Origin of the sequence: Paracoccus sp. (in: a-proteobacteria) (assembly GCF_030538695.1) — a bacterium.
GTDB lineage: Bacteria > Pseudomonadota > Alphaproteobacteria > Rhodobacterales > Rhodobacteraceae > Paracoccus.
On the sequence record NZ_JAUNTN010000001.1, the window covers coordinates 29,249 to 42,022 of the forward strand.

At 64.6% G+C, this 12,774-nt stretch carries 16 protein-coding genes; 6 read left to right on the forward strand and 10 right to left on the reverse strand.

Translation table 11 applies throughout. From position 1 onward, the window contains the following. Positions 1–71 precede the first annotated feature (71 nt). Entirely contained in the window at positions 72–974 is a 903-nt protein-coding gene (locus Q4G24_RS00160) for an aminotransferase class IV (protein WP_303364472.1), read from the forward strand. On the opposite strand, the gene Q4G24_RS00165 is transcribed toward Q4G24_RS00160, so the two are convergent. Further along, positions 965–1,690 (reverse strand): sulfite exporter TauE/SafE family protein, encoded by a 726-nt coding sequence (locus Q4G24_RS00165; RefSeq protein WP_303364473.1) that lies wholly within the window; start codon positions 1,688–1,690, stop codon positions 965–967. The two genes, Q4G24_RS00160 and Q4G24_RS00165, sit on opposite strands and share 10 nt — an antisense overlap. 106 nt (positions 1,691–1,796) lie before the next feature. Between Q4G24_RS00165 and Q4G24_RS00170 the strand changes: the two genes are divergently transcribed. Next, positions 1,797–2,561 (forward strand): helix-turn-helix transcriptional regulator, encoded by a 765-nt coding sequence (locus Q4G24_RS00170; RefSeq protein WP_303364474.1) that lies wholly within the window; start codon positions 1,797–1,799, stop codon positions 2,559–2,561. A gap of 2 nt (positions 2,562–2,563) precedes the next feature. Here the strand turns inward: Q4G24_RS00170 and Q4G24_RS00175 are convergent, their stop codons facing one another. After that, the gene (locus tag Q4G24_RS00175; protein WP_303364475.1) at positions 2,564–3,196 is read right to left on the reverse strand and encodes a LysE family translocator; all 633 of its coding nucleotides are present in this window, start codon (positions 3,194–3,196) and stop codon (positions 2,564–2,566) included. Between the two features lie 2 nt (positions 3,197–3,198). Then, entirely contained in the window at positions 3,199–3,744 is a 546-nt protein-coding gene (locus Q4G24_RS00180; protein WP_303364476.1) for an alpha/beta hydrolase, read from the reverse strand. 117 nt (positions 3,745–3,861) lie between these two features. Between Q4G24_RS00180 and Q4G24_RS00185 the strand changes: the two genes are divergently transcribed. The 4 genes from Q4G24_RS00185 to Q4G24_RS00200 all read left to right on the forward strand — a co-directional run bounded on the left by Q4G24_RS00185 (position 3,862) and on the right by Q4G24_RS00200 (position 7,389). After that, on the forward strand, positions 3,862–4,317 hold the full coding sequence (locus Q4G24_RS00185) for an Lrp/AsnC family transcriptional regulator (RefSeq protein WP_076624994.1): 456 nt from the start codon (positions 3,862–3,864) through the stop codon (positions 4,315–4,317). A 29-nt stretch (positions 4,318–4,346) separates the two neighbouring features. Beyond that, on the forward strand, positions 4,347–4,970 hold the full coding sequence (locus tag Q4G24_RS00190; protein WP_303364477.1) for a LysE family translocator: 624 nt from the start codon (positions 4,347–4,349) through the stop codon (positions 4,968–4,970). A gap of 174 nt (positions 4,971–5,144) precedes the next feature. Then, entirely contained in the window at positions 5,145–6,143 is a 999-nt protein-coding gene (locus Q4G24_RS00195; RefSeq protein ID WP_303364478.1) for a LysR family transcriptional regulator, read from the forward strand. After that, the gene (locus tag Q4G24_RS00200; RefSeq protein ID WP_303364479.1) at positions 6,136–7,389 is read left to right on the forward strand and encodes a tetratricopeptide repeat protein; all 1,254 of its coding nucleotides are present in this window, start codon (positions 6,136–6,138) and stop codon (positions 7,387–7,389) included. The genes Q4G24_RS00195 and Q4G24_RS00200 overlap by 8 nt, the downstream gene beginning before the upstream one ends. Positions 7,390–7,404: 15 nt before the next feature. Here Q4G24_RS00200 and Q4G24_RS00205 read toward each other — a convergent pair whose 3' ends face one another. The 7 genes from Q4G24_RS00205 to trbK-alt form a co-directional block, all read right to left on the reverse strand. Continuing rightward, on the reverse strand, positions 7,405–7,908 hold the full coding sequence (locus tag Q4G24_RS00205) for a MaoC family dehydratase (protein ID WP_303364480.1): 504 nt from the start codon (positions 7,906–7,908) through the stop codon (positions 7,405–7,407). Positions 7,909–8,056: 148 nt separating this feature from the next. Continuing rightward, the gene (locus tag Q4G24_RS00210; RefSeq protein ID WP_303364481.1) at positions 8,057–8,290 is read right to left on the reverse strand and encodes a DUF2274 domain-containing protein; all 234 of its coding nucleotides are present in this window, start codon (positions 8,288–8,290) and stop codon (positions 8,057–8,059) included. A 2-nt stretch (positions 8,291–8,292) separates the two neighbouring features. Then, a complete protein-coding gene (locus tag Q4G24_RS00215) occupies positions 8,293–9,414 on the reverse strand; it encodes a TrbI/VirB10 family protein (RefSeq protein WP_303364482.1) in 1,122 nt (373 codons plus the stop codon). Further along, positions 9,411–10,439: a P-type conjugative transfer protein TrbG gene (gene trbG / locus Q4G24_RS00220; RefSeq protein ID WP_303364483.1), complete on the reverse strand. Its 1,029-nt coding sequence runs from the start codon at positions 10,437–10,439 to the stop codon at positions 9,411–9,413. The genes Q4G24_RS00215 and trbG overlap by 4 nt, the downstream gene beginning before the upstream one ends. Continuing rightward, positions 10,436–11,125: a conjugal transfer protein TrbF gene (gene trbF / locus Q4G24_RS00225; RefSeq protein ID WP_303364484.1), complete on the reverse strand. Its 690-nt coding sequence runs from the start codon at positions 11,123–11,125 to the stop codon at positions 10,436–10,438. The genes trbG and trbF overlap by 4 nt, the downstream gene beginning before the upstream one ends. Next, on the reverse strand, positions 11,122–12,474 hold the full coding sequence (gene trbL / locus Q4G24_RS00230; protein WP_303364485.1) for a P-type conjugative transfer protein TrbL: 1,353 nt from the start codon (positions 12,472–12,474) through the stop codon (positions 11,122–11,124). Before trbL ends, trbF begins: the two co-directional genes overlap by 4 nt. A 3-nt stretch (positions 12,475–12,477) precedes the next feature. Continuing rightward, complete coding sequence (gene trbK-alt, locus Q4G24_RS00235) at positions 12,478–12,765, reverse strand: putative entry exclusion protein TrbK-alt (protein WP_303364486.1); 288 nt, start codon at positions 12,763–12,765, stop codon at positions 12,478–12,480. Positions 12,766–12,774 lie beyond the last annotated feature (9 nt).

Here is a 12,774-nt window from a genome sequence, read left to right on the forward strand (position 1 = left end):
AACTGCTCACTCGCCTGCCCGGCTCCTGAGCCTGAAGATCGTCCCACCATCCGCGAACTGGGAGATCCCGAATGCTGACCGAAGCCGTGAAGGTCCCGCTCGTCGATACGACGAGCCCCGTCTGGTTCGACGGGACGCTTCTGCCGTCCGGTGAGGCGACGCTGCATGTTCTGACGCACTCTCTGCACAACGGCGGTGCGGTCTTCGAAGGGATCCGCGCCTATGACGGTCGCCTGTTTCTGGGTAAGGAGCATTTCCGGCGCCTGCAGCGCTCGGCCGAACTTCTCGGCTACACGCTCCCATGGCTGGTCGATGATCTTCAGGCCGCCGCCGAGGCCGTGCTTTGGGCTGGCGGACTGAAGGACGCCTATGTTCGACCGATCGCCTGGCGCGGCAGCGAAAGCGTCACCGTATCGGCGCATGGTTGCCGGATCCATACCGCAATCGCGGCCTGGGACTGGCCAGTGGAGACCGCCCTTGGGGACGGGACCGGCGGATTGCGCCTGGTTCTGTCGGATTGGCGGCGCCCCGCGCCCGATACGGCGCCGACCGCCTCGAAATGCTCGGGGCTCTACATGACCGGAACCTTGTCGCGGGCCGCAGCCGCCCGTAGCGGACATGACGATGCGCTCATGCTGGATATGGCAGGCCATGTCGCCGAAACGACGGTCACGAACATCGTCCTCGTCCGGAACGGCAGGCTTCTGTCTCCCCTTCCCACATGCTTTCTTGACAGCCTGACCAAGCGCCATGTCTTCGACCTTGCGCGTGGCCTTGGCCTGTCGGTTCATGAAGGAACCGTCAGCCTCGACGATCTGGATGCAGCGGACGAGGTCTTCGTCACGGGCACGTCGGTCGAGCTTCGCCCCGTGGTCTCGCTGGACCGCCCCGGCAAGCACAGCACCTGGCCTGTCGGGCGCATCACCACGGCCCTGCGCGAGGCGTTCCGCGCCTCGACCCGGGCTCACGCGTAGTGCCAGACCAGCAACAGGCCGAGGCAGACGATCGCGGCGCGCAGGAATTGCGGCTTCACCCGGCGCGCCAGCCGGCCACCGATGACACCCCCTGCCGTCGCCCCCAGAAAGACCAGGGCAGCCGGCCCCCAGGCGACCGCGCCGCCAAAGGCGAAGATCAGGACGGCGATACTGGTCGCGAGCGTTGCCAGAGCATTCTTGACCACGTTCAGCCGCTTCAGATCGTCGTCCCCCGTCACGGTCAGCAGCGCCAGCAGCAGCACCCCCAGCCCTGCCCCAAAGTAGCCACCATAAAGGGCGACGATCCCCTCGGCGCACGCGGCGCTGGCTGGCCCGATCGACAGCCCGCGGCGGGCAAGCCAGCGGTTGAGGATGGGCCCTGCCGCAAACAGCAGCGTCGCGAAGAGCAGCAGCCAGGGGACCAACTGCCGGAACAGCGCATCTCCCGACAGCAGCAACAGCCCGGCCCCCGCCGCCGACGCCAGCGCAAACACCGCGACGCGCCCGGGCCGCGCCATCAGTTCCTGCCGCAGCACTGCGCCTTCGCCAATCAGGCTGGCTGCATGGCCGGGCCAAATCGCCACTGCACTGGTCGCGCCCGCCGTCACCGGCGGCAGCCCCACGGCCAGCAGCGCCGGGAAGGTAAAAAACGTGCCTCCGCCCGCGATCGCATTGCACAGCCCACCAAGCAGCCCCGCGCCGGCGAGCAGCGCCATTGTCGTTATATCCATACGGTCCTCCGCTCCGCCTCCGCGCGATCCTGACGGAAGCGCTGGAAAATTGTGTCGGACCGGTGCCAGATGATACCCCGGAGGTGCCAACATGCAGCGCGATGAGATCGGAGGATTTGCCGAGGATGGAAGTCCGGTGATCGGCAGGATCACGAGCTTCACACCCGGCACCATGCCCGAGGCGCATGCGCATTGGCGCGGGCAGCTCGCCTGGTGCCCGGACCGGCCGGTGACGGTCGAGACAGGACGCAAGCTGCATCTTCTCTCTCCCGGCATGGCGATCTGGCTTCCACCGACGCACCGCCACCGCATCCGGGCCGAGGGCGCGCGGAAATCGGTCAGCCTCTACACCCGGCCCGCCGGGGCACCGCTGCCCAAGGACCCCACGCCTTTCCCTCTCGAGGCACTGGAGGCCGAACTTCTCCGCACCCTCGCAGGGTCCAGCCGCGCCGACCGGCAAGAGCCCGCCTTCGCCCGGCTGACGGCCGTGCTGTGGGACCGGCTTGCGCGCCCCGCCCCTGCGCCCACACTGCCCCTGCCTGCCGACCCGCGCCTGCGTCGTATCGCGCTGGCACATCTCGATGGGGTCGACCATTCGCTCGACCACTGGGCCGCGGCACTGGCGCTGTCGCGGCGCAGCCTGCAACGGCTCGTCCGTCGCGACACCGGGCAAAACTGGGCCACCTGGATGCGAGACCTTCGATTGGCACGCGCCATTGCCCCTTTGATGGCCGGCAAAAGCGTGCAGCATGCAGCCCATGCCGCCGGCTACGCCACCGCGAGCGGCTTCGTGGCCGCTTTTCATGCCGCCCATGGGATCACGCCCGGTCAGTTGCAGCGTCGGATGGAGATCTGAGGTCATCCCACGCGCCGGTCCGTCAGCAGTCGCAGGGCGAACCCGATCAAGACACTGCCGGTAACCGCGTCGAGGAGGCGAGGCAGGCGGGGGCCGTTCAGGGCATTCTGAAACGGCACTGTTGCGGCAGTCAGCGCTGCAAAGAAGATCAGCCCCATCGACGCGTGTATCCCCGCGAGCAGAACGCTGAACGGCACCACCGGAACGCCCAAGGGCAGAAACTGCGGCAGGAAGCTGATATAGAAGACACCGACCTTGGGGTTAAGAAGGTTGGTCATCACCCCACGCAGGAACCAATTCGGTGCGGAAGGCGCCATGACCCTCGGCAGACCCGGCTCTCGCGCACGGAACGCCCCCCGCAACATCCCGATACCCAGCCAGATCAGGTAGGCCGCGCCGGCAAGCTGAAGGCAACGGTAAGCCAGTTCCGACACGGCCAGCACAGCACCGAGCCCCAAAGCCGCAATCAATCCCCATGCCAGCACCCCGGTCACCACCCCTGCCCCCGCCAGCATCGCCCGGCGCGGCCCCTCGACCGCCGCCGTCCGCAGAACGAGGGCTGTATCGAGCCCCGGTGTGATCGTCAGCAAAGCCGCAGCAATGGAAAAGCTCAGCAATGCAGTTGCAACGTCCATGGCTACTCTCCGATCTCGTCCAGGAAATCTGCCAGAAGCTCTTGGCCTTCTGGCCAGGCGCCGAGGTTCGACGCCTCATTCAAATGGCCCCTTGGGCCAAGACGGCGCGGCCAGGCGCCTTGCCTGGCAGCCCAGGCTATCCCACTCGCCGTCGGATCATAGGGATCGTTCTCACTTGCGACGGCCAACACCGGCCGCTCACCAAACCCCGTTGCAGGTAACGCTCCGAATGCCTTTGCCTGCGCCGGGAAAGCCGACCCGCTCGGGTCCGGCACGGCAACAAGAAATGCCGCAGCGATCGCCCGGGACGACGCCGCACGCCAATGGGCAAAGAGCAGGCACCCGAGCGAATGGCATACCAGCACCGGCGGATAAGGTGCCGCGGCGACCGCCCGGTCCAGGGCGGCGAACCAGTCCGCGAGGTCGGGCTCATCCCAGGAATTTGGCTCTATCCGGAGGGTGTTCGGATAGAGAGTTTCCCAATGGCTCTGCCAATGCTCAGGGCCGGATCCCCCGATGCCCGGCACCATAACGAAACGACGCCCCATGCTTATCTCCTGATGTTTACCTTTCTGGAGTGTCCCTTGCCGAACGCATAACGGGAATGGCAATTCATCGGCGTTTGCGGCAAACTCCCGATGAATTAACGGAATCCGTGATGGAACATGCCGACCAGTGAGCTCGACCGCCTTGACATCGCAATCCTCGAAGCGCTTCAGGAAAACGCCCGCACCCCGCTATCGGAGGTCGGCCGACGTGTCGGGCTTTCGCAGCCGGCAACATCGGAGCGCGTGAAGCGCCTTGAGGATCGCGGAATACTCGCAGGCTATACAGCGCGTCTGGACGCCGCCGCGCTCGGTCTCGGGATGATGGCCATCATTCGACTGAAAACCACGCATGAGCACATCAAGCCAGCCTTGAAGGCCTTTGCCGAGATGCCGCATGTCATCGAGGTCCACCGCTTGACCGGCGAAGACTGCTTCCTGCTCAAAGTCCTCGTCCCGACGCCCGGCCAACTTGAGACCATCGTCGACACCATCGCCCGGTTCGGCGCGGTGACGACCTCTCTGGTGCTGCGCTCGGAACCCGTAAAACCGCTTGGAAAGGCGCTACTCGGCTGACAACACCACGCGCGATACTGGAGCAAACCATGCCAATCGATATCTGGCTCATCTACGTCGCAACCGTGCTCGCCCTGATGAGTACGCCTGGCCCGAGCCAGATGCTGATGCTGTCAAACAGCGCCATCAATGGCTTGCCGCGGGCCTGGTTCACCGCTGCGGGAGATTTGACAGCCAACCTGATTCAGATGCTCGCCGCCGGCCTGGGGCTAGCGACCGTCATCGCTACCTCCGCCGATGCCCTGAGCGTCGTAAAATGGGCCGGCGCCCTCTATCTCCTGTGGATCGGCCTGCGTACAATTCGGCGATCCATGAAGCCCATATCGCACTCCGCTTCTCGACGGGCGTCCCTGCAGACCCTTTGGCTGCAAGGCTTCGTGACTTCGGCGGCCAACCCCAAGGCCGTGGTCTTCTTCGCAGCGCTGTTTCCCCAGTTCATTGATCCGGAGCTGCCGTTCTGGCCGCAGTTTCTGGTTCTGTCGGCCACCTATATCGCAATCGACGGAGCGTTCCTGACCGGATACGGGGCTGGCGCGCATTGGCTCTCCCAACGACTGAAGGGTTCGGCCCGTCGTTGGCTGGACCGGATCGGAGGCAGCTGCATGATCCTGGCAGCGGTTCTCCTGGGGATGAAAAACGCCGCCAGCCGGTAAGGTCGCTACTCCTCTCGGACGGAAATTCAACGCCAGGTGAGACATTCTCACTACGCATGATGCGAGAGGTTTTTCATGATGATCAGGCGTTGCATGAGAAGGCGCTGAAGCAAGCAAGCAGCCAGCCCCCCGCTTCCGAACGCAGGTTTCGGCTGCAGGTTCGGAGGTGGCTTCATGATTGAACTGCGTCAACTACACCAATTGATCGCTATCGCCGAGTTTCGGAGCCTGCGCGCCGCCGCTGAAGCTCTGGATGTACAACAATCGACGCTAAGCCGCACCGTCCGCGCCATCGAGGATGAGCTCGGCGCGATACTTCTGGACAGGCGCCATAGCGGCGTCGAACTCACTGAGGCCGGCCAGGCTTTCCTTCGCGAAGCCAAATCGGCGATCGAACTGCTCGAACGTGCGCAGCGACATGCCAGGCTTGCTGGTCGCGGAAAAACTGGAAGTCTGACGATCGGAATTCAGACCTCGCTGGGCACCGGATTCCTCAAGGACCTTCTCAGGCGATACGCGACCGCCCATCCCCGGGTTCTGCTCAGCGCAGTCGACGGCGCAACGAGAGAGCATGTCAGGCTCGTCGCGGCGGGCTCTTTGGACATCGCCTTCGTGACCGATTGCGAGATCCCGTCGAACTGCGATTACGCACAGCTGTGGCAGGAAGAAGTTTTCGTTGTCACCTCGAAGTACCATGCACTGTCTGGCATGCCCGCTGTCAGTTGGTCCTCGATGCGGCGCGAACGGGTCCTAGTAACCGTCGCCGCGCCAGGTCCCGAGGTCGAAGCCTTCATTCGCGGCGTTCTGGCGGCCGAAGATGATTGCGGCTTCAAAGTCGATAGGATCGATGCGACGCAGGAGATGCTTCTGGATCTGGTCGCCCTGAACCAGGGCATTACGGTCGCCGTCTCTTCCTGGCAGCGACCAGATGATCGGGAACTTTCCTATCTACCGGTGAACGAGCCCAAAAACAGCGTGGCCTTCAATGCAATCTGGAATCGAGCGAACGGCAATCCGGCGCTCCGGCGGCTCATAACTGCCGCACATATCTGCGCCGGACGGCACCGCCGGGGCACGTCCGACTGGCTGTCAGCGCAACACGCCATAGGTCAGGACGCCATGTCGGGCCAACAAGATACCATACCCACCAAAGGGTCCTCGCGCGATGGATAGTATCAAGCGTTGCCGTACCGCAGAAGCTCTGAGCGCCTATGCCGCAGGACGCTACTCAGCGGCGGAAACCGTCAGCGTGCGTACTCTCATGGATTACCCTAACGACCCGGACCTGCTTCAGCTGCTCGGGGTCGCACGGCTCGCTCATGGTAGCATCACTGCGGCGATCGAGGCCCTCGAGGCCGCCTGCGTACATGCGCCGGTACCCTCGCCGGAAGCTTACAACAATCTCGGCATAGCTCTGCGCAAGGGGCAGCGGCCTGAAGACGCAATTGCAGCCTTCAGGAAGGCCATCGAAACACGGCCCGGATATGCGGAAGCGATGTACAATTTGGCTGTCACCTCAATGGATCTGGCGGATTTCGCTACTGCAGCCAACCTTCTCGCCGAAGCCACCGCTGCCAGTCCTGAAGATGCGCGGGCGCATTTCGCTTTGGCAGACACTTTAATCGCCCTGAACGATCTTGATGCGGCAGCGCTGTCATTGCGTCGCTACCTGCGCCTCGCCCCCGGAGACGAGCAAGGCGCTGAACTGCTTCTTGCATTCATTGGCAAGGGGGCAGTTCCAGCTAGCGCATCCCCTGCCTTTCTGCGCGACCTCTACCGACGAAAGGCGAAGAATTGGGATCTGGTCCCAGGCTATTTCGCGCATCGTCACGTCCTGGATGCCGTTCTCCGCCACGCTTCCCCGCCCTTCCTCTCGGCCCTCGATGCTGGATGTGGCACAGGTCTCTCCGGCGCCGGGGTCCGCGCGATGACCCAGCACATGGCGGGTGTCGACGTCTCACCGGACATGCTTGAGGGCGCCCGCGCGAAGGGCATCTATGACGTCCTGCACGAGGATGATCTGCTTTCTTTCCTGACCCGGCATCCAGACCGCTTTGACCTGATCGTCTCGGCGGCGGCACTCATCCATTTCGGAGACCTGAACGCCGTCCTCGAAGCAGTGTGGCTGGCCCTTCGGCGGGAAGGAACATTCGCTTTCACCACGTATTCATATGACGGTTCCGACCCAACAGCCTTTGGTGCATCGAGCTATCGGGAACTCGCAAAAGCGGGATGTTTTGCGCATGGCAGCGCCTACCTGGCCGACTTATCCAAAACCTGCGGTTTCGAGATCTGCGAAGTCAGTGAGATCGTCCATGAGCAAAGCTCCGCGCAGAAAATCCCGGGTTTCGTCGCGGTGCTGCGCAAGAGGAACGGCGTTGAAAGCCCCCTGATCAACAGCCCCTTGTCGGGCGGTTGATCTGAGCAATCCCGTCTATTGCCTGGATGCTGAAGGTCTCTTCCCGATGATGTTCATCGCCTTGAAGCTGGCAACCACCTCGTCGCGCTGGTTCACCGCCTCCACAAAAGAATGCACCAGCCCCCTGTCCGCCTTCGTTCTTGACGGTCGGGCTTCTGTGATCGTGATCCTCACCTGGAGCTGATCGCCCGGACGGACTGGCACAGACCACCGCACTTCATCCACGCCCGGAGACGCCATACTTGCAACGGTGGTCAGGTAGTGTTCCACAAAGAGCCTCATCATCAGGCCAATCGTGTGCCAGCCACTGGCAATGATCCCACGAAATGGGCCGCTCTCTGCGGCGTCCCGATCCATGTGGATTGGCTGCGGATCAAACTGGGCGGCAAATTCGATAATTTCGTTTTCGTGAACCTCCACTCCGCCAAACTGGAAACAACTTCCGGGGACGTAGTCCTCAAAATAACGCGCATCCCTGGGGACATCGAAGGACATCTGAACTGGGGGGTCTTGGCTCATGTCTCGCACCTTCATCCATTAAGGAAGCGGGGCACAGCATTCACTGCAGCCCCGCTCAGCTCATGCGAGCTGAGTTCGATTGAAGGCAATATCAGCCGGGTCAGCTCACCGCTCGAGTGAAAATACATTCACGCAGTGTGAGCTTATTTCATGCTTCGCTCTTAGTGGACACGCGTCTCGCCTTCGCGAACCCGCGATCCGTGGCCATGAACCGCTCCAGCATCGGCACGATCAGCCGGACAGGATCGGCGACAGGCTGGCCTGTCTCCCGCCCTAACACCTCCGCATAGGCGACAAGATCGCGATGAACGGACGCGGGCAATTCCACCGTCACTTTCACCGGCTTGTCATCGGGCAGAGGTCCCAGCTTCAACTTCGACATGATCAACCTCCTGAGGGTTCGAATACGAGATCGCGGGTGACGATGATCCTGACCGGGAACCCCGGACGGATGGTCAGGGTAGGCGCGACCTGCAGCTGACGCTGGACAATCTGCTGACCGGCTTGGTTGATCGTGTCCACAGCGCCATTGCGGATCGCCTGGACCAGGCGGTCTTCGTCATCGGTGGCGAGGTTGGCGCCGATCGCGAGCAGCGTGGACAGACCCGCTGCGCGCATAGGATCCCACCAGTGGTAGTCAACGCCATCCTCGAGGCCGGCATAGCCGCTCGCATCCGCACCCGGCAGACGTTCGAGAACGATGGACCGGCCTCCGGGAAGGATCAGGCGGTTCCAGACCAGCAGCACGCGGCGTTGGCCGAACGTCACACCGTCATCGTATTGGCCGATGATGCGGGTTCCCTGCGGGATCAGGAGCAGCGATCCGGTGGGACTGTCATAGACATTCTCGGTGACCTGTGCGGTGATCTGCCCCGGGAGATCGGAACGAATGCCGGTGATGAGCGCGGCGGGTATCACCGCTCCCGCCTGAAGGATGTACGGCGAGGCTGGCGGCTGAATGCGATCGGATGCGACGGTCTGCCGGTCCACCGGACCGTTGAGGAAAGCCGTATGCCGGCTCCCCTCAGGTTGCTCGGAGCCACCCAGGCCCGGAAGGTTCACGCCGGCCCCGGCCGTCGTTGCCCTGCCAGTTGCCGACTGGAAGAAGACACCGCTCAGACGCGCGGTTTCCTCCTCTGCCCTGCGGCGCTCCGCTTCCGGATCGACGGTCGGGCCCACAATTGGCGGCGGGGTCACGGGCACTCCCCGCTCCTGCGCATCGAGGATCGGTCGCCCGAGGTCACCGGGCAGTGCAGGTCCCAGAACCGGTCCGGTATAGTCGGACGGCAACCCCTCCAGGCCGTCCGCGGCCGGTCGGTTGTCGATGGAATAGAGTTCTCCACCTCCCGGCCCGGCCTCACGGGTCTGGAGCGCATAGATCAGCGCGCCCCCAATGCCGAACAGGGCGACCGCTCCGACACCGGCCAGAACCTTGCGCGACAGCCGGGTCACGCGCGGCGGATTGGGACGCAGACGCATCGGAGCTGCAGGATCGGTTTCAGTCATGACGCCCCTCCCCTTCGCGCATCCCCCTCCGTCCTTGCATCCGCCTCGCGCTCTTCCATGCGCAGGATCCGGACCACCTGCTGGCGGTCTCCTGCGCCCAGCCGGAGCTCGGCGGCGCCGAAGAGGCGATCCACGATCAGAACGTTCCGGTGAATGCGGCTGTTGACGATCTGCGGCTCTCCGTCCGCGCCGAGCACGAAGAGCGGCGGCATCTCGCCCTGGGCGATGCCAGCCGGGAAGACGACATAGACGCGACGGCCATCGTCGAAGACAGAAACCGGGCGCCAGGGCGGGCTCTCACCCTGAATCTGCAGGCCGTAACGATGATTGCGGGCCGAGGGCGCCGGGATGGCCGGCGCGGTCGCCACAGCCTGTCGCCCAGCACGCGGCGCTGCCGGATAGGCCCAGGCGACCGAGGGCATGTAGAGCGCCTCACGGGCACGCAGCTCGACCATGTACACCCGCCTGTCAGTGCTGATCACCAGATTGGTCGAGATGTCGTCCCGCGTCGGTTTGACGAGGATGTGGACGCGGGCGGTGGACCCGGACCCGCTCTCCGTGTCGCCGATGATCCAGCGCGTGGTATCTCCCGCGGCGATCGGGCCCGCGCCGGTCAGACGCTCGCCCGGCTCGAGTGCGATGTTGGTGATCTGTCCCGGCGCGGCATAGACCTGATAGAGGGCTCCTTCCGACCAGGGATAGATCTGGATCGCATTGTAATAGCCCTCGCGGCGCGGTTCGACCCGGGCGGCGGCATTGGCGTTTTCGACACGACCGGTTGGTGTGCCTGCCGCCGCTCCGCCATGCGCCACAGTCCAGACTGGCGGCGTGTGCAAGGGCCGAGGGCGTTCCTCGGCAGCCGAGGCGGGCGGAGTGGGCAGCGGCGGCACGGACTCGTCGTAGCTGAATTCCGGCACCGGGTTGCGGGCGCACCCTGCTAGCACGGACGCGGATAGCAGCAACGCCACCAAGGTGGGCTTGTTGACGCTCGAAGACTTGATTGCACGAACATGCGTTTCAGTCATTGGCTCATCTCCCGCGACCAGGAGATCGCATTGACGTAGATACCGAGGGGGTTGGCGCGCAGGCGCTCGGCGCTGCGCGGGGCCAGGATCACGACGGTCAGGATCGCGGTCCAGCGCTCGGTCGCGGAAAGCTGGCCGTTCTCGTAGTGCCGTTCGGTCCAGGCGACGCGGAACGATCCCGGCGAGGCCCGAATGACAGAGGACACCTCGACAGCGATCTGTTGGCGACCGACGCGGGTGAACGGGTCGTTGGCGCGGGCAAAGTCGTTGAGCGCGGCCGCCCCGCGATCCGTGGTGAACTCATAGGCGCGCAACCAGTTCTGCCGCACGATGATCGGGTCGGCCGGAATGGAGCGGACCTGTTCGATGAAACGGCCGAGATGGAAGGCGATTTGCGGATCGGTCGGCTCGTAGTCGGCGGAGGCTGGCGCGACCGCCTGGGCCTCGCCGAGCGCATCGACCTGAACGACCCAGGGCACTACCGTGCCGCGTGCGGATTGCCAGACCAGGGCGCCAGCAAATCCCGCCGCCAGGATCAGGCTGCCAAAGGCCATGTAGCGCCAGTTGCGGGCCTGAACACGGGCGGAGCCGATGCGCTCGTCCCAGACCTGCGCGGCCCTCTGATAGGGCGTTTCTGGTTGAGGTGTCTTGCCATAATGCGTGGCGGAACGCTTGAAGAGGTTCATGAGCGATCCCTTTCGGAGAGATTGACGGAGGAGCCCGAGCCGTGACTGTCACCCGACCGGACGGCGTGTGCGGCAGCGCGCACACCATGGCTCACGGCCTGGCTATGCCGCATGCGCTTCGCCCAGGCTGGCGGGCCATCGGAGGCGGACGGGCTGGATCTGCCAGGCTCAGGCGCCGCTCCGCCGATTGTGCCCATCGAGGTGGTTCCGCACGTCGCCGCAACACCGCTCTTGACGCCCTCGGCGTAGCTGGACTGGATCCCGCCAGCCGCGCGAGAGGACGCCTTCTTGAGCGGTGATGCCGCGGCAGCGGCCCCGGCGCGGGCCACACCAGCCATCCCGCCGGGGAGACCTCCACCACCCATCGAGCCGAGGGTGTAGGCGCTCGAAGCAGCGCCCGCCGCGGCTGCGCCGCCGCGTGCCAGGGCGGTACCACCGGAGAGTGCGGACCCGGCTCCGCGTGCCGCCAGCACGGTCGCCCCTCCGGCCCCGATCGCAGCACCACCAACGGCAAGGCCGGTGCCGATGGCGGCCCCCGCGCTGAGTTGCGGCCCGCCGGACACCAGACCCGAGGCGATGCCGGGGCCGAAGATACCGAGGCCCAGCAGAGAGAGGGCAGCCAGAACAATCGCCATGGCATCATCGATGGTCGGCGTCGCGCCGCCGAAACCGACAGTGAACTGGCCGAAGAGCGTCGAGCCAATGCCGATGATCACGGCGAGGACCAGAACCTTGATGCCGGACGAGATGACGTTGCCCAGCACGCGCTCGGCCATGAAGGCGGTCTTGCCGAAGAGGCCGAAGGGGATCAGCACGAAGCCGGCGAGCGTGGTGAGCTTGAACTCGATCAGGGTGACGAAGAGCTGCACGGCGAGGATGAAGAAGGCCAGGATCACCAGCGCCCAGGCGAAGAACAGGCAGAGGATCTGGATGAGGTTCTCGAAGACCGCGACCCAGCCCATCAGATCGGAGATGCTTTCGAGCAGCGGACGTCCGGCCTCGAGCCCGGTCTGGGCGACGCGGCCGGGGCGCAGAAGATCGGCGGCGGAAAACCCGGTGCCCGAGGCCATCAGACCGAGACCCGCGAAGCTCTCGAAGACGATCCGGGCGAGGTTGTTCCAGTTGGAGATGATATAGGCGAAGACCCCGACAAAGAGCGTCTTTTTCACCAGTCGGGCAATGATGTCATCATCGGCGCCCCAGGCCCAGAACAGGGCCGCCAGCGTCACGTCGATGACGATCAGCGTGGTGGCGATGAAGGCCACCTCACCCCCGAGCAGCCCAAACCCGCTGTCGATGTAGCTGGTGAAGATGCCCAGGAAGTTGTCGATGACGCCGGTTCCGCCCATGGCTTACTGGCCTCCCGACCGCTGTGGCGCTTCGGGTGCAGGCATCCGGCCGAGGAACCGGTCCCGGCTCTCGGCCCAGGCGGCGAGGCAATCGGCATCGCTGGAAGCGGCCACGCCAAGCTGCTGGCACCGGCGCAGCGTCGCGCGGAGAGGATCGGCAGACGGCTGGAGCGCGGGCGCGGTGCTGGCCGGCACGGGAGCTTCCTCGCGTGTCATCTCGATCACCGTGGCTGTGATCGCGATCGCCACGAACGCGATGGCCGCGATCCGGGCCAGCACCTTCCCCTCCATCGTCTCCCC